This window comes from Vibrio sp. 2433-A1 (genome assembly GCF_056726085.1).
This window is the reverse complement of the sequence record NZ_JBRESC010000011.1, coordinates 77,691-99,946: the sequence shown is the minus strand read 5'-3', so window position 1 is coordinate 99,946 and position 22,256 is coordinate 77,691. Positions and strand designations below refer to the sequence as shown.

Here is a 22,256-nt window from a genome sequence, read left to right as displayed (position 1 = left end):
CATCAAAACTATAGGCGTAGAGGCAAAAAATGTGTGTCTAGCGCCATAATCGCAGTAATCTCACACTAATTTTCTCATTTCGATTAAAAAAGCCTCACACTATGGCGAGGCTTTAAGAGTCAAATAACACGGAGGTTAGTAGTAATCGCGAATCAGCACTTCTGCGATTTGCACCGCATTGGTTGCCGCACCTTTACGTACGTTATCCGCAACTACCCATAGGTTCACACCGCTATGATGACTAATATCATTGCGGATACGACCAACCATTACGTGGTCTTTACCACCTGCATCACGAACTTGAGTTGGGAAGTCGTCACCGTGGAACACTTCAACACCTTCTGTGTTCTCAAGTAAGTTAATCACTTCTTGAGCATCGATTGGCGCACATGTTTCTAGGTGAACCGCTTCTGCATGACCGTAGAAGACAGGTACTCGCACACAAGTAGGGTTCACTGTAATAGCTGGATCGTTGAAGATTTTCTGCGTTTCCCACACCATTTTCATCTCTTCACGGGTGTAACCGTTTTCCATGAATTGGTCGATTTGCGGAATACAGTTAAATGCAATTTGTTGCGAGAACTGTTCTGTCTCTGCCGGCATACCATTAAGTAGCTTCGCCGTTTGGCCTGCTAGCTCATCAATACCCGCTTTACCTGCGCCAGACACTGATTGATAAGTTGAAACGTTGATACGCTCAATACCTACCGCATCGTGGATCGGCTTCAGTGCAACCAACATTTGGATGGTTGAACAGTTAGGGTTAGCAATGATGTTGCGGTTACGGAACTCAGCAATTGCTTCTGGGTTAACTTCAGGTACAACCAGAGGGATATCGTACTCATAACGGAACTGTGAGGTGTTATCAATCACGATAACGCCTTCATCTGCTGCGATTGGTGCCCACTTCGCTGATAATTCGCCACCAGCAGAAAACAGAGCAATATGAACTTGAGACCAATCAAACTCTTCAACATTCTGCACGCGTACCGTTTTGCCATTAAAACGGTATGTCTTACCTTCACTGCGTTCGCTCGCAAGTAGGTAAAGCTCTCCAACTGGGAATTTGCGCTCTTGTAGAACTTCAAGAATTGTTTCGCCTACTGCACCAGTAGCACCTAAAACAGCAACATTGTATTGTTGGCTCATTGACTTACCTCAACCTGAAAACCTAATTTTTCTAGTGGTGATAGATTGCTTTGTTCATCACCGACTAATGAGACAGCACTGTACTCACGGCGATCCCAGTAATTTTTACGCATCAGGTCAAAAGAACCCGGCTTACTGATCTCTCGGCGGAACAAAGCGTCATCTTTACGCACATCATAGACTAGCTGCGTGATGTTGTGCAGCGTTGCTTCATCCCACTCGCGATCCAGTACTAATTGAGGCACTGGCGCGGTTGGCAGCAAGTCACTAGCGTGCGCACGTAATTCGTTATCTAAAAACTCGCAGTAGCTGTTAAAAATCATTGTTGTGCCGCGAGCTTTGCCCTCTAAGCCGTATCCAGCCACATGAGGGGTTGCGAATGCTAGCAGAGGCAGAAGCTCCATATCAACCTCTGGCTCAAATTCAAACACATCTAACGCCGCAATAAAGCCATCATTCTTCTGTAAACGCACTTTAAGAGCATTATTGTCGACAACTGGGCCACGTGCTGCATTAATTAGAATCTGGTCACCGCGTAGGTTATTAAGTACCGATTCATTAATTAAGTGATGTGTTGGGTAATCACCATCACGAGTAATTGGCGTATGGAGAGTAATAATGTCAGCTTGTTCAAGCAGTGTTTCAAGCTCAGTGAAAGTGCGAGTGTCGCCTTCTTGTTGCTTGATGGGGTCATTGATTAACACCTTAATACCAACACCTGCCAGACATTGCTGCAAGTAGCTGCCCACTTGGCCAGCACCAATAATTCCGACTGTCTTATCAAAGACAGAGAAGCCATGCTGCTGCGCTAGAACCATCATGACGCTAAACGCATACTCAGCAACACCTACTTTGTTACAGCCCGGTGCGGCAGTGAAAAAGATGCCTTTTTCTTTCAACAATGCTTGGTCGACATGATCCATTCCTGCTGTAGCCGTTCCGACAAATTTAAGCTTGTTAGCCTTTTCGATTAGCTGAGCATTTACTTTCGTCACTGAACGAATCATCAGCGCATCAACGCCAACCAGATCGTCTGCTGTCAGAGTACGTCCGGATTTTAGTACTACCTCACCTAGCTGGCTAAAAAGCTGCTCAGCGTAAGGCATATTTTCATCGATTAGGATTTTCATGTCTTTGTATATTTGAATTGCAATTGAGTTGATTGTGCAGAAAAGGCTCGTCACTGTCGAGGTATTAATGCTTGCCAAATAGCAGATAGAAAAATGCCCGACTTAATAGCCGGGCAATAGTCCAGAACAAAAGGATCTTAACCCGCTCTCCATGGGTTTAAGTCTGCGTCTGTCAGATTAACCTTTATCGCTATAGGTTAATCAGCTCTGGAAACTGGATTGCAAATGCGAGCCAAAGGCATGCACTGCAAATTCAGTTAGCCTTGGTACTTCTTGATAACTAGCGTAGCGTTTGTGCCACCAAAACCAAAACTGTTCGACATAACGGTCGTTAGCTCTGCATCACGCTTTTCAGTCACGATGTCTAGGCCTGCAGCCGCTTCGTCTAAGTTTGCTACGTTAATGCTTGGCGCAATAAAGCCATTATCTAGCATTAGTGTAGAGTAAATTGCTTCATGAACACCAGCTGCACCTAGAGCGTGACCTGTCATCGCTTTAGTTGCAGAAATTGCAGGGCTGTTGTCGCCAAATAGCTCTTGGATAGCACCAAGCTCTTTCACGTCGCCTACAGGAGTAGATGTACCGTGTGTGTTTACGTAGTCGATGCTATCAACGTCTTGCATTGCCATCTTCATACAACGTACTGCGCCTTCACCAGATGGAGCAACCATGTCGTAACCATCTGAAGTCGCGCCGTAACCTACGATTTCACCGTAGATTTTTGCGCCACGTGCTAGAGCGTGCTCTAGTTCTTCGATAACTAGCATGCCGCCGCCACCAGAGATAACAAAACCGTCACGGTCTGCATCGTAAGTGCGTGATGCTTGCTCTGGAGTCTCGTTGTACTTAGTAGAAAGTGCACCCATTGCGTCAAACATCATAGTCTGAGACCAATCTAGCTCTTCACCACCACCGGCGAAAACGATGTCTTGTTTACCAAGTTGGATAAGTTCCATTGCGTGACCGATACAGTGTGCAGATGTTGCACAAGCTGAACTCATTGAGTAGTTCACACCGCGGATTTTAAATGGTGTTGCTAGACATGCAGATACTGTTGAAGACATCGTACGTGGAACCATGTAAGGACCTACACGTTTAACACCTTTCGCACGCATGGTATCAGTCGCAACAGTTTGGTTAAATGCAGAAGCACCACCAGAACCTGCAACGATACCTGTACGGTCGTTAGACACTTGCTCATCAGTTAAGCCAGCGTCTTCGATTGCTTGCTGCATTGATAGGTATGCATACGCAGCCGCATCACCCATAAAGCGCATCTGTTTACGGTCAATATGCTCTGCTGGGTTAATCTTTAGATCACCCCAAACCTGTGAACGAAGACCGTGTTCTTTAAACTGCTCAGACGCAGTAATACCAGATTTACCTTCTTTTAGAGACGCTAAAACTTCTTCGACGTTGTTACCGATACTTGAAACAATACCCATACCGGTGATTACGACTCGTTTCATTATGACATTCCTATAATTCAAAAATCCGCTAGATAATAACTAAGATAGCGGGGAAAAGTGGTCAGCTTTCCTTTAAAACCGTACAATTACCACAATATTATCGTTTCTATTCACATATTTCCGACACTATGACCACAATTACCAACGCTCAACTAGGCTGGAACGAGGCTGGTACCCCAGTTTCAGACCAGTTTGACGACGTCTACTTTTCAAACGTCAACGGCCTTGAAGAAACTCGCTACGTGTTTCTTCACCAGAATCATCTTCCTGAAAGATGGCAAACGTATGACCAAAGACGCTTTGTTATTGCGGAAACAGGCTTTGGTACCGGACTCAACTTTCTTGCTGTCTGGCAGTGGTTTGACAACTTTAGGCAGCAAAACCCAGATGCTGCAGTTCAAGAACTGCATTTCATCAGCTTTGAAAAGTATCCGCTTAGCCAACAAGATTTAATTAAAGCGCATGACTCTTGGCCTGAGCTGGCTGAATACGCTAAAAAGTTACAAGCCCACTACCCAATTGCGGTACCTGAATGTCACCGTATCGTACTTGAAAATGGAGCGATTACACTCGACCTGTGGTTTGGTGATATTAAAGATTGTATGCCAAAAGTTCCGGTCCCGGAACAAGGTTTGGTGGATGCGTGGTTTCTAGATGGGTTTGCGCCAAGCAAAAACCCTGAGATGTGGAACCAAGAACTATTCAATGGCATGGCAACCTTAGCCAAACAAGAGTGTACATGTGCAACGTTCACCGCTGCGGGGTTTGTTCGTCGAGGTCTTATAGAAGCAGGCTTTGAGATGAAGAAAGTGAAAGGCTTTGGTACCAAGCGAGACATGATTGCTGGCCATTTAGCAGAGAAACAAGCTGCCTCGAACTTTAAGCCTTGGTTCCACCGCAGCGCCAGCGGTTCAAGCGAGGCTATTGCCATTATTGGTGGTGGCGTTGCCAGTGCCACATTGGCCAAAACACTGACTCGACGCGGCAAAAAGGTCACTCTTTATTGCCAAGATGATGTGCCAGCTCAGGGAGCATCTGGCAACCGACAAGGCGCGGTATATCCGCTATTAAACGGGAGCCATGAAGGCGTATCACGTGTCTTCGCACCAGCGTTCTTATTTGCACGCCAATTTGTCGAACAAGCAGCCGAAGCCGTTCAGTTCGATCATGATTGGTGCGGCGTCACACAACTAATGTGGAATGAGGATGCGGAAACTAAGTTAGAGAAAATGTTGAGCGGTGACTTCGACTCACAGTTGATTCATCGCCTGAATGCAACTCAAACCAGCGAGAGAATTGGCTTACCTATTGATATGCCAAGCGTCCATTACCCACTTGGTGGCTGGTTATGCCCTGCGCAATTGACCCAAGGTTTGATTGAAAACCTACAAAGCGACTCAAAGCTAACAGCCCACTTCAATACTAAGATTGAACGCATGACTTGGTGCGAAGAAAAGCAGCATTGGACGCTTTCATCAGGGGAACTACATTTTGTCCACGACACTGTCATCGTGGCCAACGGCCATCAATTTTCTGAACTTGATCAAACAGCAAATGTGCCTCTAGGGCAAGTGAAAGGTCAGGTCAGTCATATTCCAACCACTGATGATTTGCAAAAACTTAAGACCGTACTCTGCTACGACGGCTATATGACACCAGTTAATCCTAATAATGGTCACCACTGTATTGGCGCAAGCTATGATCGCACTCACTTGGACTACGAGTTTGATCCGGTAGCTCAGCAAGAGAACGGCGATAAGCTACGTAAGTGTGTACCTAATCAAGTTTGGACTAAGCAAGTTGATACGAGTAGCGAGCAGTCTCGCCAAGGTATTCGTTGCGTTAGTCGTGATCACCTGCCATTTATCGGTAATGTTGGAGAACTTGAACAAACCAAACTGATCTACGCTGAGTTACACAAAAAACAGAAAGGCGAAGTGGCAAAAGTGCCAACACAACCAAACCTGTTCTGTATGCTCGGATTAGGGTCAAGAGGATTAAGCTCAGCCCCACTGCTTGCAGAAGTGCTCGCTTCGCAGATTTGTGGCGACCCACTACCACTACCTATCGATGTGTTAGAGCAACTTCACCCAAGCCGGATGTGGGTGAGAAAACTGCGTAAGGGCAAAGCTATCACTGAGCTTTAAGTCTCCACAAAATAAAAACGCTTTCATCAATGATGAAGGCGTTTTAAAATCTATGCTTGCTTATGTGATTTTAGCAGTAACGCTTATCTCACCCACAGCCTGTTTCACTTGTTGTTCAATTTCAGCGTTGCGGAAAGTGCCCGCTTCCAAATCGAAATTATCGTAAAAGCTTGGTACTGAAAGCGAAGCCTTCAATTTTGCACCAAAGTATGGCGCCGAACCTGTTGCTGCAGATAACACCGTTTGTGCCCCGCCTGGGCCCGGTGACGTTGCTAGATAAACCACTGGCTTTTCTTGGAATACGTTACGCTCAATACGCGTTGACCAATCAAACAGGTTTTTATACGCCGCTGTGTAAGAACCATTGTGCTCAGCAAACGAAACAATGATAGCATCTGCCTGTGCAAGTTCAGCTAAGAACGCTTTTGCACCTTCTGCTTGGCCGATTTCTTTTTCAGTGTCTTCGCTAAACATTGGTACTTGATAGTCATTTAGGTCTAAGACTTTGACCTCTGCGCCTTCAACTAGGTTAGCGGTATAAGAAGCCAATGTTTTGTTGATAGAAGTTGAGCTATTCGATGCTCCAAACGCGATAACTTTCATATTCTTCTTCCTAACTTGTTCCCCAGTATGTACTGAGAAGAATATCGTTGACCCCAAAAACCAACAACTATAAAAAACTTAAGGGGTTGTTCGAAATTTTCGAACAACCCCTTAATGATACGTTGGCGATTAAACTTGGCTTAGGCCGCGTTAACCAACTCTAGCCAAAGGTCATGCACTATGGTGCGATCAGCGGGAGTCAACTCTGAACGTGCCGCGTCAAGGCTGGCTTGAATGCGCTCTTTCAACGCTTCAACATCATTGATCCCTTCTTCTTCACACGCAGCTGCAGATAAAGAGATATGACCACGTAGATAGCCACCAGCAAACAGTTCGTCATCAGATGCCGTTTCAATACGTGCATCTATTAGTTCTAGCAGCTGCTCTTCAAATTCAATAATCATTTTGCTTTATCGCCTAATTCAGTTTGATTCTCAAAAAGAGCGCCAAGCTTCTCACATTGACAATCTCAACGCAAACCCTCCGTCATACAAGGGCTGACAGCATGGCACGCAGTGTGCAATCGCTCATATATGGACTCAGTCGAGCGAGGAATATAAATGAAATTTCACCCACTCAGAACACCCACGGTTTGCCTAATTATGACGTCATTGTGTAGCTATTCTGTATTCGCTGAAACACCTTTTTCTAGCTGCCCAACGCAAGCATTTCTGATTCAAAATCCATCAGGAGCTCCCGTTTCATACGGCGTGAATATTGATGTCGGCAGCTACGTAACTTTAAGCTCTAACTTGGGGACTGCTAAGCTCAATGCTGTTGGCTACAGCAAACATGATGATTTCATCTATGGTTGGGACTATGGTGCACAATCGCTGTCTCGTATCGATTCCACTTTTACCAAAACGCTGCTATCTATCGACATGCCTGACGGAGCACCAACGTCTATCTATGTCGGGGATGTTTCACTCAACGAAAATGCTTGGTATGGGTATCGCCCAAACTATGGCTTATATCGAATAGACCTCGATACGTTAGTGATGGAGCTTTCTTCTCCCGCAAGTCAATTTGGTAATCCTGCGATTTATGACCTCGCTTTTCACCCTGACAACAGCTTAGCCTACTCGATCGACTCGACCGGTTATTTATGGGAGATTGACGTTTCTTCAGGTACGAGTTCTCGCCTAAATCGACTACTCGATACTGACGCACTTGGCTACCGCCTCACCTTTGGCGCCGTCTATTTTGATGTGGATGGTAACTTCTATGCCAGTAACAACAGAGATGGCTATGTCTACAAAGTGAACATCAATGGTATGCAGTCAAGTGCCGATTTCTTTGCTTATGGACCTTCAAGTAATTCAAATGATGGTGCTCGATGCGCACTTGCGCCTGTCGAACCAAGCGAATACACCGAGTTTGGTGATGCCCCTGATAGCTATAAAACCCTGTTTGCTTCTTCTGGTGCTCGTCATGGGCTCTCTGACCTCAAGTTAGGCTCCCTCGTTGATGGTGAAACAGACGGCAGCGTTTATCCAGACAGTGATGACGTCTCAGATGGCGTGGACGACGACGACGGCATCCAGTTCCCAGTACCTATTCAAGTTGGGCAAACCAGTAAAATTATCGCCACCTCAACTGGGACATCATCAGATTCTGTGCTCAATGCATGGATTGACTTTGATCGAGATGGGGAGTTCGAAGCAAGCGAAATCATCATCCGCGATTTGTCTGTCACAGATGAAACCAGAGATGTTTTTTTCACCGTGCCTACATGGGCGGTAGCCGGAGATAGCTGGGCAAGATTTAGAATTTCAAATACGGCAGGTATTGGACCTAGTGGTGGTGTACCCGCTGGGGAGGTCGAAGATTACCCTGTCGAGATCACTGAAAGTGGTGTCACCACAGAGGTATATCCAAGCGGTGGCGGTTACACGACGTTTGCGTACGAAGACCAATATCCGTTGGTCGGCGACTATGACATGAATGATGTTCTCATGAACGTAAAATTCACCGAATACCAGCTGAATAATCAAGTTATTCGAATGAAGATTGAAGGCAAAATTGCTGCACTTGGTGGTGATAACCGCTCTGGATTTGCGATTCGGTTACCTAACATAGTCAAAGAAGATATCAAATCAGACTCAGTCGAACTTTCTATCAACGGTCAAGCATTCTCAGGCACCATATTAGAGACCGATACGACGGATGCTGTCTTTATCGTTCATGAAGATCTTTGGGATATCACAGAGCCTGGTGAAGCTGAAGGTTGTACCATGTTCCGCACTCAAGATAACTGCGGCACAAGCTACCGACCTATCTGGTCACTCACCTTTTCTTTGCAAAATGCCGTCGATACTTCAAATATGCCTGATTTTCCGTATGACCCATTTATCTTCGCTGCACCTGGACATTACTATGGCGATATCGGTTATGAGGTTAGTGGCGGCTACCCAGGTCGAAGCTTAGAGATACATTTAAAAAACCAAGCACCGACCATTAAATTTGACAGCCGCTATAAAAACTATGGTGTCGATGCATCATCCGGTAGTACTCACTTTCACAACGCAAACGGACTGCCTTGGGGTATAGAGATCCCTACCACTTGGAAACACCCTAAAGAGCAGGAAAACATTCTTGATGCTTACGAAAACTTCGCTGCTTTCTCCCAAGATGCGACAGGTCAGAGCCAACCGATCTGGTATGTATCAGGTAATAACGCAATCATTTACATCGACTAGGAGATAACACCATGTGGAATTTAAACAAACAACTGCCCATTACGCTTATCTCTTCTTTACTATTGGTCGCATGTGGTGGCGGGGGTGGTGATGACGGTGGAGGCGGGAATAGTGGCGGAGGTAGTAACGCCTCTACCCCATCGGGTTCAGACTCGGTAAGCACACCCTCAGAACAAACATTGAATATAACGGACTTAATCATCGAACATGACAATGACCTTACTTCAATTTATGAAGTCGATGTGGATGTCACTCTGCCACATTTAGCGGCATCACAGGTCTATATCTCGATTTGTGACAATGCTGGTGATGGCATTGAGAACATTGACTACGAGAAATGTATGCTCAAGTCCTCACTCAATTCCGGATATGGGCAATATGAGCTGAAAATACCAAACCATTGCGAATCCCTCATTGCAGTTATTTCAATAATGGAGCCTGATGCTATTCCCTTAGTCTATACACTCAACCATAATAACGAGAAGCAAACCACTTGGTTGATTCAGTAGCCAAAACGAAAACAAGCTGTCTCTCACAGCTTGTTTTTACTTCACTTCGAACTGTTCAAACGTCAGTTCAGGGACTTGATAGAAGGCTCTGAGTGCATCCGATAACATGCGTACTCGCTCAGGGATCCCTTGCTCAAAAATCTTGCCGACTTCTTGATGAACCTTAGCCATAAACTGGAGCCTGTCAGGCTCAAAGTCTCCATTTAGATTGTCGCAACTAACCGTAAATGGAAAACCCGCACTCTTCGCTAGGATCCACTCATAGGCCTGCGGACGAATCTCTACTTTTTCGAACTCAGCTTGAACTTGCTCGGTGCGACCATCTGGTTCATACCAATAGCCAAAATCTTCTAGTAGTCTTCGCTCAGGCCCAGCCACACACCAGTGGGCAATTTCATGCATACCAGATGCGTAAAAACCACGAGCAAAAATAATCCGATGGTATGGAATCGAATCGTCAGCCGGTAAATAAATTGGCTCATCCCCACCTAACTCTAATCTGGTGTTGAATTGGTCAAAAAACGTATCATTGAAGATCTTGATTAAGTCTTGGTATTCGTGGCTCATGGCTTAAATGGGTTGTTGATATTCTTCGCTGCCGCATTCTCGCATTTTTCGGCTAAATTGCAAATCCACACAAAAAACATTGCTATTAGATTAAGTTATGTGAAAAACGTTTTCGTCTTCATAAAATCTCATTCGTCACAGATCACATTTCCCACTACACTCACGCCTTAAATTTATAACATCAATCAGCCGTTTCACGGCCCTTTTCGAGAACTCACTATGCTGCTAAGTGTTTTGTATATTATTGGTATTACAGCGGAAGCAATGACCGGAGCCTTAAGTGCAGGCCGAAGAAAAATGGATTGGTTTGGTGTGATGTTGGTAGCGAGTGCAACTGCAATTGGTGGTGGTACTGTCCGAGATATTTTACTTGGTCACTACCCATTGGGTTGGGTGAAGAACCCTGAGTTTCTAGCCATTACTTGTATTGCTGGTGTACTGACTACTGGTCTCGCAAAGTGGGTGATTAAGCTTAAAGGCCTATTCATTCGACTTGATGCCCTAGGCCTGATCGTATTCAGCATCATTGGTACCAAAGTCGCCATGGGTATGGGTCACCATGCGCTGATCTGTATGGTATCAGCGTTAGTTACAGGTGTATTTGGTGGTCTACTGCGTGACCTAATTTGTCGCCAAACTCCGCTAGTTCTGCATGAAGAGCTTTATGCTTCTGTAGCATTGGTTGCCTCTGGCCTATACTTAGGGCTGGTAGAGCTTGGCGTGAATGATGTAACCGCAACGATTTCTACTTTAATTGTTGGCTACTTACTCCGTTTGGCCGCAGTGCAATTTAAGTGGCGTCTACCTTCATTCCACTTAGAAAGCGAAGGCTCTTTACACTGAGCCGAATGCAGCAGGCCAATAAAAACGGCTTCCTATTTGGAAGCCGTTTTTGAATCACATTTGCATTAAATCTGCGGGGTTTCTGTTGTCACGCCGTGATTTTGGCCACGATGACGCAATAAGTGGTCAAGCACAACAATCGCTAACATCGCTTCTGCAATTGGCACTGCTCGAATACCCACACATGGATCATGACGACCTTTAGTAATTAACTGAGTTGGCTCACCTTGTTTGGTGATGGTCTCACCCGGAACCGTAATGCTCGATGTTGGCTTCAGTGCGATATTCGCGACGATATCTTGACCTGTAGAAATACCACCTAAGATGCCACCAGCATGGTTGGTCGCAAAGCCATCAGGAGTCAACTCATCACGGTGTTGGCTGCCTTTCTGGCTAACGACATCAAAGCCATCACCAATCTCAACACCTTTCACCGCATTGATGCTCATCAACGCGTGGGCAATATCAGCATCAAGACGATCAAATACAGGCTCACCTAAACCAACAGGGACATTGGTAGCAACAACTTGTAGCTTCGCACCAATCGAATCGCCTTGCTTCTTAAGATCACGAATTAGCTGGTCGAATGCATCGACTTTATCGACATCAGGACAGAAGAACGGGTTGTTTTCGATCTCATCCCAATCCACTTTATCAATCGCAACATCACCCATTTGAGATAAGTAGGCACGAATCTCAACACCAAACTCTTGCTTAAGGTATTTCTTAGCCACAGAGCCTGCCGCAACACGCATTGCCGTTTCACGCGCTGAAGAACGACCGCCGCCGCGATAATCACGCACACCATATTTCTGGTGATAAGTGTAATCGGCATGACCCGGACGGAATTTATCTTTGATTTCAGAATAATCTTTTGAACGCTGATCGGTGTTTTCGATCAATAGGCCGATTGAAGTACCTGTGGTTTTACCTTCAAACACACCAGAAAGAATTTTTACTTCATCTGGTTCACGGCGAGCGGTGGTATAACGAGAGGTGCCTGGGCGACGGCGATCCAGATCAATTTGAATATCCGCTTCTGTGATTTCAAGACCCGGAGGACATCCGTCGATAATACATCCTAGTGCGATACCATGACTTTCCCCGAATGTCGTCACTCGGAAATGTTGTCCGATACTGTTTCCTGCCATTACTTCCTCAAACTTTTATCGCTTAAGCACACCATTTCATGTGTACATTGCGCTTTACACTTTAATTGTTCGTAAATTCATAGTCGCCTTATTGCGGTTTGATGTAAACCCCTAATCACCAACTATTTTGCTTTTTGACCCGCATAAAAAACGCCAAGCCGATTTATCGCTAAATCAAGGCTTGGCGCTCGAAAACAGAATTACGTATTAGAGCTTAGTCTTTATAAATAGAAAACTCTGCGGCGTGTTCCAGCATTTGCTCACGAGTCAGCATAAATACGCCGTGACCACCGTTCTCGAACTCAATCCAAGTGAATGGAATGTGCGGGTATTGCTCCATCATATGAACCATAGAGTTGCCCACTTCACAGATAAGAATACCGCTGTCAGTCAAGTAATCTGGTGCATTTGCCAGAATACGACGAACCAGCTTAAGGCCATCTGTACCTGCAGCTAAACCTAGTTCAGGTTCATGGGTGAACTCATCAGGTAAGCTGTTCATATCTTCCTCGTCCACGTACGGTGGATTGGAAACGATGATGTTGTACTTTTCTTTTGGCAGATCACGGAATAGATCAGAACGGATAGGGAAAACTTGTTGTTCCATACCGTGGTCTTGAACATTTTGCTCAGCGACTTGCAGCGCATCAGTTGAAATATCAATGGCGTCGACTTCTGCTTCTGGGAAAGCGTGTGCACAAGCAATCGCAATACAGCCACTACCAGTACAAAGGTCCATGATACGTGTTGGTTCTTCCACTAACCAAGGTTGGAATTCCGCTTGAATCAATTCACCAATTGGCGAACGAGGCACAAGAACACGTTCATCAACAAAGAACTCAAGGCCACAGAACCATGCTTTGTTCGTTAGGTATGCCGTTGGCGTGCGCTCGTTAATACGCTTTACAACGCGCTCTACGATACGCATACGTTCACTCGTAGTTAAACGTGAGTTCAATACATGTGGAGGCACATCGATTGGTAGGTATAGCGTCGGCAGGATTAGCTGAACCGCTTCATCCCAAGCGTTATCAGTGCCGTGACCATAAAAAAGGTTCGCGGCATTGAAACGACTTACCGTCCAACGAATCATATCTTGAAGCGAGTGAAGTTCTGATACTGCTTCTTCTACAAAAATCTTATCCAAAATTGCCTCCGAAAAGCGCTACAATACTGCTAATTGCATTTATACAATATTAAATTTAGTCCCATGAGCAAAAAAGACACCGATATGGATGATGACTTCGCCCTTTTTAGGGATGCAGTACAAGGCGTAAAAAAGTTGTCACAGGATACCATAGTCCAGCAACCAAAAAAAAACAGTAAGCAAAAAGAAATTACCCGTACTGCCCGTGAAGCAAGCGATACGGAGTTTTATTTCTCTGATGAGTTTGTGCCTCTTCTCAATGAGGAAGGTCCTACTCGCTATGCACGAGATGATGTCTCTACTTACGAAGTGAAGCGTCTGCGTCGTGGCGTCTATGTTCCGGATGTATTCTTAGATATGCACGGTATGACCCAGCAAGAGGCCAAACGAGAGTTAGGCTCGATGATCGCTTACTGTATTAAGAATGAAATTTCTTGTGCCTGCGTTCAGCACGGGATTGGTAAGCATATCCTTAAGCAAAAAGCGCCGTTGTGGTTGGCTCAGCACCCCGATGTGATGGCTTTTCACCAAGCGCCACTTGAGTTTGGTGGTGATGGTGCCCTGTTAGTGTTGCTCTCAATTCCAGAAAAGTAAGCTAATCATCTTCAAGAGATTCCCTACTCACTCCTTCGTCGTTCTATGGAATGACAGCTATCAAAGCATCGTCATCCTCAAGAGTGAGGTACGAATAAGTTGGGGATCTCTCACAGCCAGTCAAAAACCTTTAAAGATTCCTACTCGCTCCTTCGCTACTCTATGCAGTGGCAAAAGTATTTCTACTTCCTTAACTCAGGCGGAATTGGCAACTCAGACGTCTTCAAGTTCGGGCGCTGACCGCCTTTCTTACGGTATTGCTTAAGCTGGAATACGTAAGCAAGAATTTGTGCCACGGCAGTAAACAGACCGTCAGGGATCTCTTGCTCAAGCTCGGTTGAGTGATACAAAGCGCGAGCCAAAGGTGGCGCGGGGATGACGTAAATATCGTGCTCGCGAGCCACTTCCCTAATTTTCAGCGCCATATGGTCAGTACCTTTGGCCACTACGATCGGCGCTTTATCAGTATCTTGCTTATAGCGTAGCGCGACAGAAAAGTGCTCTGGGTTGGTAACAATAACGTCAGCTTGTGGCACTTCTGCCATCATTCGACGCTGGGCTGCTTCACGCTGAAGCATACGAATACGACCTTTCACTTCCGGCTTGCCTTCTGTTTCTTTGTATTCGTCTTTGACCTCTTGTTTGGTCATTTTCAATTGGTCAGCGTGTTGCCAGATTTGGAAAGGGATATCAATCGCAGCCACGATCAACAGCGTACAGCTGATCAACAGAATGAAGTTGAGCAGAATATCAAGCGCATGGAAAATGTTCTGTGGGTAGACATCCATACTGAGCTGAAACAAGTCTTCTCGCGCAGCACTGATCAGATAAAAGGCCATGCCAGAGACCAAAGCCACTTTCAAAATGGATTTGATTAGCTCTACCCAGCTCTGCATCCCGACCATACGTTTTAAACCGCTAAGAGGGTTCATCTTTGAAGCTTTCGGCATCGCCGCTTCTACCGAGAAGCTAACACCACCAACCCCTGCGGCACCGACGACGGCAGCAACAAACAGTGTGACCAAAATCAGCAAGAGAGGAAGAATCAAGCTTCCTACGGATCCGACGACAATATCGAATAGCTTAACGTGATCGAAGATCTCTTCACGAGACAGAGTGAATAGCCGCTCCATAACGGTAAATAACGCGCGTGCAAGACTATCACCGAACCACATCAGTGCGATTGAGCCTACCACCAATACAGAAACCGACGCTAACTCTTTTGACCTTGCAACCTGCCCCTTTTCTCGGGCCTGTTGCAAGCGTCTGGGCGTGGCGTCTTCTGTACGTTCTTGACCGTCTGACTCTGCCATTCAGCCTCCTAACAATCTAGCCTAATAAATTGGCAAATCTGCTGCTCGCCCTGTATCCAGAATAGTTCATAGTGATTGTATAAACCGGCGACAAGGTACCAACAGATCAATAGACCAACCATCAAGGCAAAAGCGAAACCCAGTGAGAAAATGTTTAGCTGCGGCGCAGCACGGGTCATAACACCAAAGGAAAGGTTGATGGTTAGTAGTGCGATAATGCCTGATAACGACATACTCAGCGCGACTTTAAACATGATGCCGAGCCACGAAGCCAATTCTCTAAAATCAACCGTCGTGAGCGAACCTGTGCCAATTGGCAGCGATTTAAAACTCATAACCACCAGCATGATCATTTTCAAATGACCATCGGTGGTCAAAAAGAACAGCGTTGAAAGGAACATAAATAGCTGACCAAGCAATGGCGTATTCTGCCCATTCGCCGGGTCAACCATAGAGGCAAAACCTAAGCTTGACTGCATACCAAGAATTTGACCCAAGATAACAAAGGTTTGGATCATAAATTGAGTTACAGTGCCCATCGCGACGCCGATGATGATTTGCTCAAGTAAAGTCATAAAGCCGGCAAAAGAGAGCAGTTCAATCGAATCAGGAACCGCTGGAATCGCAGGCATCACAGCAAAGGTAATCGCCAAGCCCAAATAAAGTCGAATACGAGTAGAGACAAATCGCGCCCCTGTTACCGACATCACCATGAGCATTGCCGCAATACGGGTGTAGGGCCAAAAATAGTTGGCTATCCAGTCCAGTATCAGCGTTGCCGGGTATTCCATAACGAAACCTAGTAAAGGACCTGAGGCAGACGCTCAATCATGCTAAAGAAAAACTCCATCAAGATTTGCGTCATCCAGTGAGCGAAAAGCATCAGAGCAAGTAGTGTCACGATTAAACGTGGCAAGAAACTCAGCGTTTGTTCGTTGATAGAGGTCGCCGCTTGGAAGATAGCAACCACTAAACCGATAAGTAAGCTTGGGATAATGATCGCACACACCATGATGAGTACCATCCACAGTGCATCTCGAAACAGCTCCACAAACATCTCAGGAGTCATAGATTCTCTCCCGTCACAAGGCGAAGCTGCCGGCCAATGTCGACAGTATGAGATTCCAACCATCCACTAGCACAAACAACATCAGTTTAAACGGTAGCGATACGATCATTGGTGAAAGCATCATCATACCCATTGCCATCAATACCGATGCCACCACCAAGTCGATAACTAAGAAAGGCAAGAACAGCATAAAGCCAATCTGGAAGGCTGTTTTGAGTTCTGAAGTGATGAAAGCAGGAATAAGCACAGCCATTGATACGTCTTCAGGCGCCGTTGCGGTCGAGCCTGAAATATTAACGAAGGTTTCTAAATCTTTGACTCGCGTTTGCTTGAGCATAAAGTCTTTCATTGGAATCTGCGCGAGGTCAAACGCTTGGCGCGCAGAGATCTGCTCATTAATGTATGGCTGAATCGCATCATCATTAATCTTGTTTAACACCGGAGACATGATGAAGAAGGTCAAGAAGATTGCGATACCAATAATCACCTGATTAGAAGGCGTTTGTTGTAGACCCATTGCCTGCCGAAGGATCGACATCACTACTACAATACGGGTAAATGACGTCATCAAGATAACCATTGCAGGCAAGAAGCCGAGCATGGTCATTAACGCCAAGATTTGCAGGTTTATTGAATAATCTTCACTGCCATCAGGGTTGGTCGTCATGGTAAAAGCAGGAACGCCTCCACCACCACCGCCAACTAAACTGCTGGTAGAAATAGTTTTAGTTGCGCCTTGTTCACTCTCCATTGCCGACACAGTAACCGAGCTACCCGGTGCTGAATTGTCAGGTACTGGCGTCGCGAGCTCTTCTTGTGCAACAGAGGTCGCTGAGAACATCAGGATAAAAAGCGTCAGACAAAGTGACACTATCTTATTGGTTTTTATCATTCTTTTTTAATAGCTGAGTCAATTGATTGGCAAACGGACTTGCAGCCATCTCCTCCTGAGATAAAGGTTTATCCAGTTTTGAGATCAGTTGGATGGATTGAGCGGTCACTCCAACCAAAAATTGTTCTTCTCCGGCCTGTACAATCATAATTCGCTCACGGTTGCCCAATGCTATCTGTCTTACAATGCTTAACCCCTTCTGATTAACCATTGCAGGCACACGCATTCTCTTAAGTAGCCAAGCCAAAAATAAGATAAAGGCAATAACGAACAAGAGCGACCCAAAAGTGGTCGCCCAGTCTAATTGACTGCCAGGAGCAGCAGCCATTACGGATGGTGATATCAGAGCTAAAGGAAAAAGTAAGTACTCCTTAACTTTAAGCGTCATACTGTACCTTACTTTATCGAAGCTTTTTAATACGCTCTGTTTGACTAATTACATCAGTGAGACGAATACCAAACTTATCGTTGACAACAACCACTTCTCCGTGCGCAATCAAGGTACCGTTAACCAAGACATCGAGAGATTCGCCGGCCAAACGCTCTAGCTCAACGACGGAACCTTGGTTTAGTTGCAGTAGGTTACGAATGCTGATTTGCGAGCGGCCAACTTCCATCGAAATCGTGACCGGAATATCTAAAATTGTATCAAGCTTACGGCGCTCATCTTCCGAAATTGGAGACGAGGTATCTTCTAACTCATCAAGCTGAGCATTCATCACTTCATCGACATCAATACTTGGTGCACTTGGATCTTCACCTAATGCGGCAGCCCATTCGTCCGCCAGCTTTTGGTCGTCACTCGGTTCCATACCTGTTACCTGTTATTCTCTTTAATCTTCAATTTCGCTATCGTCTTCTTCGAGCTCGGAAATAACATCCTTACCGAGGAAAGCAATATCAGTTTTCACCACATCAGGGCGTTTAATTTTTTCTGAAACTTGTACCGCGAGCATCTCGCCGGAACGACCCATTTTGGTTCTAAATGTTGGCAGTTCTTCAACAAACATGGTGGCATGCTCTGGCATGTTGATTGGGATAATGTCACCCGTTTGCAACTCCATTAAGTCGCGTAGCGAGATATCTTGCTCTAGCAACTGTACGCGGAAGTTCACTGGCACATCCATGATCTCTTCACGAAGTGCCGTACTCCAACGAACATCCGTTTCCATCTTATCTGACTGAACACCAGCATCGAGCAGTTCTCGAATCGGTTCAACCATTGAATATGGCATAACAACGTGGAAGTCACCGCCACCACCATCCACTTCTATATGGAACGAACTGACAACAATCACCTCAGTAGGGCTGACAATGTTGGCCATACTTGGGTTAACTTCAGAGTCTAAGTACTCAAACTCAACTCCCATCACCGGAGACCAAGCTTCTTTATAATCTTCAAATACGATCTTCAGTAGCAACTGAACAATTCGACGCTCCGTTGGGGTAAATTCACGCCCTTCGATACGTGCATGGAATCGGCCATCACCACCAAAGAAGTTCTCTACCAAAATGAAGACCAATCGTGCTTCCATCGTGATCAACGCGGTACCTTTCAGCGGACGAAAACGCACCATGTTCAAACTGGTTGGAACGTACAAAGTATTTTGGTATTCACCAAACTTCATCATTTGTACGCCGTTGATCGATACCTCTGCTGTTTTACGCAGCATATTAAACAAGCTGATCCGCATATGGCGGGCAAAGCGCTCGTTAATAAGCTCCAAGGTCGGCATTCGACCACGGACAATTCGATCTTGTGATGAAAAATCAAACTCGACGGCGCTAGCATCGCTGGGAGTTACGTCCTCTTCCACCTCATCGACATCGTCGACACCATGTAAGAGTGCATCGATTTCATCTTGGCTTAATAAATCGGTCACTTGACACCTATTGCATTACAAAATCGGTAAACAGCACACGTTCAATGACAGGCTGACCTACTGCGCGATTTAAACTCGCTTTAATGTCATCGGTCGCTTTATCACGTAATTCAACGCGCCCATTGACAGTTCTTAGCTGATCAACCGTCGCTGAAGCGAACGTACTAAGCAGCGAACTTTCAATCAATGGAGAATGGTAACGGGCAAGGTTTTCATTTTCCGTACCACGAACCATGAGCTGTACTTTGATCTGCACCAAGCGATCTTTCTTATCGCCAGTGACATTAAACAAAAACGGTTGAGCGATATTAACATAGGCTACCGGATCGGCCGGAGTTATCACTTCTTGCTGCGCTGCTTGTTGTGTTTCAGCAGCGTCGTCAGAGCCCATCAAGAAAAAGGCTGCACCACCACCGCCAACTAACAAGACAACAACGGCAATAATGATGATCAGTAACTTGCTCTTCCCTTTCGGCGCTTCTGGTTCGATTTCTTCGACAGCCATAACTTAACGTTCTCTATTTATTTGTTTTTTACAGTTTAAGCGTAATAGCTAATTCCATCACGCTTTGCAGCGACATTCAAATCAAGATTGATGTCTGCTTCAAGGTTTTCTTCACCAAAAACACCCTGATTGCTGTTACCTTGACCATTTTGTCCCTGTCCGGCATTTGCGTAACCTCTTTGTTGCTGTCCTGCTTGCTGCTGAACAGAACTATCATTCAATTGTACACCTTGCTGAGCCAACATTTCGCGTAATCTTGGCATCGACTGCTCAATTACGTCACGAGCTTGCGGATTTGCGACGGTAAAGTGGACCGTTGCCGCATCGCCATTCATATTCATGCGAATATGCATTCGACCTAACTCTGGTGGATCCAAACGGATATCGATGTTTTTAAGGTTCTTCGACATCATCATTTGAACGCGCTCGGCAACCTGTTCACTTGCCATCTCACGACTAAGCTGCAGCGGCGCTTGCGCTGCAATTTGTTCCGCTCGAGCTTGACCTAAGGGTTGCGTACTTTGTGCACCTGCAGCCTGAGATAGCTGCTGAGCGAAACCGCTTTCTTGACTAGCTTGCTTACCTTCACCATTTTTCGCCAATTGGCCAATAGTACCTGCGGCTTTGGCCCCCATTGCCGCTTTAAGCAACGCTTGGTCTTGGTTAATGGCAACGTTTGGCGCCGCCGCTAACTGCTGCATTTGCATCGCGGCTAAGTCAGCAGGCATTGCTGCTGCAGTCTGCTGTACCGATTGTGATTGCAAGGCCGCGTGAGCTGCTTGTGCCTGCTGCTGAGTCAGCGCTTGCTGCACTGACTGAGCCACAGCGGCTTGTTGAGCTTTAGGAACAACATCATGATGCTTCAGTGCGACTTCATCGCTCACTGGTGCGTCAGAGGATGTCGTCCAAGGAATCGCGGCTGCCGCGGCAACTGGGGCCGCTGATGCCAGCGTTGGATCCGCTTCACCATCGACGGTAGTAATCGATGAGATTTGAGTTTGATTAAGCTTAGCCGAGTCATCAAGGTTCGCTTTGGTTTGCACTGGCGCCTTTGTTGTTTGAGTTGCACTTGCCACAACCGCCGCCGTCACCCCAGCAGCGACCACTGGCTCAGCAACATCTTCAAGTGTCGCCTGATTAACGGCGGCACTATCAAGCTTTAGCATGTCCGCGTCAACATTCTTAACTGACTGCTCAGTATTCGCTTGGTTCACCTCGACAGCTGCCGCGACTGAACTAGGCAGTGATGTTTGAGACTCTGAGTCTTTAAGCTCATCAGCCTTTGGCGCTTGCTGCTGAATAAAAGGAGCAACAGCAGCAGGTACTGCAACTTCTTCACCATCAGTATTGACCACTGTTTGAGTGACGTTCTCTATTTTTTCAGCCGTAACAGGCTGATGCCCACTGTCTAGTTGCGCTTTTTCGGTTGCCTTCATATCTTTGACATCAACACCTTCCGTTGCAACCACTTTAGCGGCTGGCTTCGCGCTTTTATCTGCTGCGCTTTCAACTGTCACTTGTTGATTTTCTTGAGGCAACTCTTTGCCGTCTTTTGACTTTAAGGCATTGTTTGACTCGTTTAGTCGCTGCAATACTTCATCATTTTCAGAGACGATCTTACTGGCAGATTCGGCAGGTACTGCTTTCGACTCTTGCTCGGCTGTTTTCTGCGTCGCAGCCGTCACCATAGAATCATCTTCACTTTTGATTGAAGCTTGCTGCGTCGAATCATCATCAGTGGCGAGTAACTCATCAGTACTTTGTGATTCTGTCTTGGCGACTTTCGTTTCACTGACTTCAACATCAGCTAAAACTTCGCTATCACCTTCATTTTGTACAGACTTTACGCTTTCTGTATCGCCTTCAGCTTTTCCTTCACCTTTTATCAAAGCAGCAAGTTTGGAAAAGAAGCCGCCTGATTCAGATGCTTCTGATGCGCCCTCTTCTCCAGAGGCAACACTTTTGCCCACTTTTGGGCTTTCTGATACCGATGATAGATTGATATTCATAGAATGACTCACTCACTGTCGCTTAAGGGGATACCCTCAAGAGCAAAAATGCCGATATTGATTGCATACAAACTAATTATTGCACTGCAAAAAGTGAGCCAAGTTAAGATGCGGGTTAAGAATAGCAGTCAGGGTTAATTCGATAGACGTCGTGAGAATTGAAGTGTCGAGAACTCATCCATTTGTTTTTGTTCTCGCTGCTGCTCTAGTCGCTGTTTCTCTGTCTGTTTTTTTCCAATCAGCCATTCATATGAACGACGCTGCTTGCGACTTTCCAGCCAATTTTGCTCACAGCCTTCTACTTGACTCTTAAAATGGGCTTCTGCTTGTTTCTGTTTTGCTAGCGTTTCATCTAACGTCGTTAAGAAACGATTAAGGTGAGAGTACTGACTCGCACTTAACCCCTGCTGACCACGGTCAACAAGCTGCTGACAGTAATCTAAGCGATACTTTTCTATCTGTTCTAGCTGTTGGTAATAACCGTCAAGTTCAACGCGAGCTTGATTCAGCGCCATCACAGCTTGGTTTTCACGTTCCTTAACCTGTTCTAACAAAAACTCTAATGCGTTTTCCATTA

23 protein-coding genes are annotated in these 22,256 nt (G+C 45.8%); 5 read left to right on the top strand and 18 right to left on the bottom strand.

From position 1 onward, the window contains the following. Positions 1–135: 135 nt before the first annotated feature. The 3 genes from ACU01J_RS12850 to fabB all read right to left on the bottom strand — a co-directional run bounded on the left by ACU01J_RS12850 (position 136) and on the right by fabB (position 3,748). The gene (locus ACU01J_RS12850; RefSeq protein ID WP_481086054.1) at positions 136–1,149 is read right to left on the bottom strand and encodes an aspartate-semialdehyde dehydrogenase; all 1,014 of its coding nucleotides are present in this window, start codon (positions 1,147–1,149) and stop codon (positions 136–138) included. After that, on the bottom strand, positions 1,146–2,279 hold the full coding sequence (locus ACU01J_RS12845) for a 4-phosphoerythronate dehydrogenase (protein WP_481086053.1): 1,134 nt from the start codon (positions 2,277–2,279) through the stop codon (positions 1,146–1,148). The genes ACU01J_RS12850 and ACU01J_RS12845 overlap by 4 nt, the downstream gene beginning before the upstream one ends. Before the next feature lie 257 nt (positions 2,280–2,536). After that, positions 2,537–3,748 (bottom strand): beta-ketoacyl-ACP synthase I, encoded by a 1,212-nt coding sequence (gene fabB, locus ACU01J_RS12840; protein ID WP_481086052.1) that lies wholly within the window; start codon positions 3,746–3,748, stop codon positions 2,537–2,539. A gap of 128 nt (positions 3,749–3,876) precedes the next feature. Between fabB and mnmC the strand changes: the two genes are divergently transcribed. Continuing rightward, the gene (mnmC, locus tag ACU01J_RS12835; protein WP_481086051.1) at positions 3,877–5,895 is read left to right on the top strand and encodes a bifunctional tRNA (5-methylaminomethyl-2-thiouridine)(34)-methyltransferase MnmC2/FAD-dependent 5-carboxymethylaminomethyl-2-thiouridine(34) oxidoreductase MnmC1; all 2,019 of its coding nucleotides are present in this window, start codon (positions 3,877–3,879) and stop codon (positions 5,893–5,895) included. Positions 5,896–5,955: 60 nt separating this feature from the next. Here the strand turns inward: mnmC and ACU01J_RS12830 are convergent, their stop codons facing one another. Continuing rightward, positions 5,956–6,498, bottom strand: coding sequence for an NADPH-dependent FMN reductase (locus ACU01J_RS12830; protein ID WP_481086050.1), 543 nt, complete (start codon positions 6,496–6,498; stop codon positions 5,956–5,958). Positions 6,499–6,638: 140 nt separating this feature from the next. Further along, entirely contained in the window at positions 6,639–6,902 is a 264-nt protein-coding gene (locus tag ACU01J_RS12825; RefSeq protein ID WP_481086049.1) for a YfcL family protein, read from the bottom strand. Between the two features lie 198 nt (positions 6,903–7,100). On the opposite strand from ACU01J_RS12825, the gene ACU01J_RS12820 reads away from it, so the two are divergent. Continuing rightward, positions 7,101–9,197, top strand: a complete 2,097-nt coding sequence (locus tag ACU01J_RS12820) for an LruC domain-containing protein (RefSeq protein ID WP_481086104.1) — start codon at positions 7,101–7,103, stop codon at positions 9,195–9,197. Positions 9,198–9,208: 11 nt separating this feature from the next. After that, on the top strand, positions 9,209–9,706 hold the full coding sequence (locus ACU01J_RS12815; RefSeq protein WP_481086048.1) for a hypothetical protein: 498 nt from the start codon (positions 9,209–9,211) through the stop codon (positions 9,704–9,706). 36 nt (positions 9,707–9,742) lie between these two features. Here the strand turns inward: ACU01J_RS12815 and ACU01J_RS12810 are convergent, their stop codons facing one another. After that, positions 9,743–10,273 carry an elongation factor P hydroxylase gene (locus ACU01J_RS12810; protein WP_481086047.1) on the bottom strand — a complete coding sequence of 177 codons (531 nt, stop codon included), beginning with the start codon at positions 10,271–10,273 and terminating at the stop codon, positions 9,743–9,745. Between the two features lie 219 nt (positions 10,274–10,492). Here ACU01J_RS12810 and ACU01J_RS12805 point away from each other — a divergent pair, with 219 nt between their 5' ends. Continuing rightward, entirely contained in the window at positions 10,493–11,116 is a 624-nt protein-coding gene (locus ACU01J_RS12805; RefSeq protein ID WP_481086046.1) for a trimeric intracellular cation channel family protein, read from the top strand. Positions 11,117–11,181: 65 nt separating this feature from the next. Here ACU01J_RS12805 and aroC read toward each other — a convergent pair whose 3' ends face one another. Next, on the bottom strand, positions 11,182–12,267 hold the full coding sequence (gene aroC, locus ACU01J_RS12800) for a chorismate synthase (RefSeq protein ID WP_481086045.1): 1,086 nt from the start codon (positions 12,265–12,267) through the stop codon (positions 11,182–11,184). A gap of 214 nt (positions 12,268–12,481) precedes the next feature. Then, positions 12,482–13,414, bottom strand: a complete 933-nt coding sequence (gene prmB, locus ACU01J_RS12795) for a 50S ribosomal protein L3 N(5)-glutamine methyltransferase (RefSeq protein WP_481086044.1) — start codon at positions 13,412–13,414, stop codon at positions 12,482–12,484. Between the two features lie 63 nt (positions 13,415–13,477). Here prmB and smrB point away from each other — a divergent pair, with 63 nt between their 5' ends. Further along, positions 13,478–14,008, top strand: a complete 531-nt coding sequence (smrB, locus tag ACU01J_RS12790; protein WP_053440462.1) for an endonuclease SmrB — start codon at positions 13,478–13,480, stop codon at positions 14,006–14,008. 182 nt (positions 14,009–14,190) lie between these two features. On the opposite strand, the gene flhB is transcribed toward smrB, so the two are convergent. The 10 genes from flhB to fliJ all read right to left on the bottom strand — a co-directional run bounded on the left by flhB (position 14,191) and on the right by fliJ (position 22,254). Further along, positions 14,191–15,321 carry a flagellar biosynthesis protein FlhB gene (flhB, locus tag ACU01J_RS12785; protein WP_481086043.1) on the bottom strand — a complete coding sequence of 377 codons (1,131 nt, stop codon included), beginning with the start codon at positions 15,319–15,321 and terminating at the stop codon, positions 14,191–14,193. A gap of 8 nt (positions 15,322–15,329) precedes the next feature. Further along, the gene (gene fliR, locus ACU01J_RS12780) at positions 15,330–16,112 is read right to left on the bottom strand and encodes a flagellar biosynthetic protein FliR (protein ID WP_481086042.1); all 783 of its coding nucleotides are present in this window, start codon (positions 16,110–16,112) and stop codon (positions 15,330–15,332) included. 8 nt (positions 16,113–16,120) lie between these two features. Next, complete coding sequence (fliQ, locus tag ACU01J_RS12775) at positions 16,121–16,390, bottom strand: flagellar biosynthesis protein FliQ (RefSeq protein WP_004413263.1); 270 nt, start codon at positions 16,388–16,390, stop codon at positions 16,121–16,123. A 13-nt stretch (positions 16,391–16,403) separates the two neighbouring features. Continuing rightward, entirely contained in the window at positions 16,404–17,282 is an 879-nt protein-coding gene (gene fliP, locus ACU01J_RS12770) for a flagellar type III secretion system pore protein FliP (RefSeq protein ID WP_481086041.1), read from the bottom strand. Next, on the bottom strand, positions 17,266–17,670 hold the full coding sequence (fliO, locus tag ACU01J_RS12765; protein WP_481086040.1) for a flagellar biosynthetic protein FliO: 405 nt from the start codon (positions 17,668–17,670) through the stop codon (positions 17,266–17,268). The genes fliP and fliO overlap by 17 nt, the downstream gene beginning before the upstream one ends. 13 nt (positions 17,671–17,683) lie before the next feature. Further along, complete coding sequence (gene fliN / locus ACU01J_RS12760; protein ID WP_004413260.1) at positions 17,684–18,094, bottom strand: flagellar motor switch protein FliN; 411 nt, start codon at positions 18,092–18,094, stop codon at positions 17,684–17,686. Between the two features lie 21 nt (positions 18,095–18,115). Beyond that, positions 18,116–19,165, bottom strand: coding sequence for a flagellar motor switch protein FliM (fliM, locus tag ACU01J_RS12755; protein WP_481086039.1), 1,050 nt, complete (start codon positions 19,163–19,165; stop codon positions 18,116–18,118). A 7-nt stretch (positions 19,166–19,172) separates the two neighbouring features. After that, on the bottom strand, positions 19,173–19,670 hold the full coding sequence (gene fliL, locus ACU01J_RS12750) for a flagellar basal body-associated protein FliL (protein ID WP_481086038.1): 498 nt from the start codon (positions 19,668–19,670) through the stop codon (positions 19,173–19,175). Positions 19,671–19,705: 35 nt separating this feature from the next. Then, the gene (locus ACU01J_RS12745) at positions 19,706–21,679 is read right to left on the bottom strand and encodes a flagellar hook-length control protein FliK (RefSeq protein WP_481086037.1); all 1,974 of its coding nucleotides are present in this window, start codon (positions 21,677–21,679) and stop codon (positions 19,706–19,708) included. Positions 21,680–21,813: 134 nt separating this feature from the next. After that, entirely contained in the window at positions 21,814–22,254 is a 441-nt protein-coding gene (gene fliJ, locus ACU01J_RS12740) for a flagellar export protein FliJ (protein ID WP_481086036.1), read from the bottom strand. Positions 22,255–22,256 lie beyond the last annotated feature (2 nt).

Coding starts and splice junctions, on each gene's coding strand:
- ACU01J_RS12815 (WP_481086048.1), top strand. CDS start 9,209: ATGTGGAATTTAAACAAACAACTGCCCATTACGCTTATCTCTTCTTTA.
- ACU01J_RS12850 (WP_481086054.1), bottom strand. CDS start 1,149: ATGAGCCAACAATACAATGTTGCTGTTTTAGGTGCTACTGGTGCAGTA.
- ACU01J_RS12805 (WP_481086046.1), top strand. CDS start 10,493: ATGCTGCTAAGTGTTTTGTATATTATTGGTATTACAGCGGAAGCAATG.
- ACU01J_RS12845 (WP_481086053.1), bottom strand. CDS start 2,279: ATGAAAATCCTAATCGATGAAAATATGCCTTACGCTGAGCAGCTTTTT.
- fliP (WP_481086041.1), bottom strand. CDS start 17,282: ATGATAAAAACCAATAAGATAGTGTCACTTTGTCTGACGCTTTTTATC.
- mnmC (WP_481086051.1), top strand. CDS start 3,877: ATGACCACAATTACCAACGCTCAACTAGGCTGGAACGAGGCTGGTACC.
- fliO (WP_481086040.1), bottom strand. CDS start 17,670: ATGACGCTTAAAGTTAAGGAGTACTTACTTTTTCCTTTAGCTCTGATA.
- ACU01J_RS12825 (WP_481086049.1), bottom strand. CDS start 6,902: ATGATTATTGAATTTGAAGAGCAGCTGCTAGAACTAATAGATGCACGT.
- fliN (WP_004413260.1), bottom strand. CDS start 18,094: ATGGAACCGAGTGACGACCAAAAGCTGGCGGACGAATGGGCTGCCGCA.
- ACU01J_RS12745 (WP_481086037.1), bottom strand. CDS start 21,679: ATGAATATCAATCTATCATCGGTATCAGAAAGCCCAAAAGTGGGCAAA.
- smrB (WP_053440462.1), top strand. CDS start 13,478: ATGAGCAAAAAAGACACCGATATGGATGATGACTTCGCCCTTTTTAGG.
- flhB (WP_481086043.1), bottom strand. CDS start 15,321: ATGGCAGAGTCAGACGGTCAAGAACGTACAGAAGACGCCACGCCCAGA.
- ACU01J_RS12830 (WP_481086050.1), bottom strand. CDS start 6,498: ATGAAAGTTATCGCGTTTGGAGCATCGAATAGCTCAACTTCTATCAAC.
- ACU01J_RS12820 (WP_481086104.1), top strand. CDS start 7,101: ATGACGTCATTGTGTAGCTATTCTGTATTCGCTGAAACACCTTTTTCT.
- fliR (WP_481086042.1), bottom strand. CDS start 16,112: ATGGAATACCCGGCAACGCTGATACTGGACTGGATAGCCAACTATTTT.
- ACU01J_RS12810 (WP_481086047.1), bottom strand. CDS start 10,273: ATGAGCCACGAATACCAAGACTTAATCAAGATCTTCAATGATACGTTT.
- fliL (WP_481086038.1), bottom strand. CDS start 19,670: ATGGCTGTCGAAGAAATCGAACCAGAAGCGCCGAAAGGGAAGAGCAAG.
- fliJ (WP_481086036.1), bottom strand. CDS start 22,254: ATGGAAAACGCATTAGAGTTTTTGTTAGAACAGGTTAAGGAACGTGAA.
- fabB (WP_481086052.1), bottom strand. CDS start 3,748: ATGAAACGAGTCGTAATCACCGGTATGGGTATTGTTTCAAGTATCGGT.
- aroC (WP_481086045.1), bottom strand. CDS start 12,267: ATGGCAGGAAACAGTATCGGACAACATTTCCGAGTGACGACATTCGGG.
- fliQ (WP_004413263.1), bottom strand. CDS start 16,390: ATGACTCCTGAGATGTTTGTGGAGCTGTTTCGAGATGCACTGTGGATG.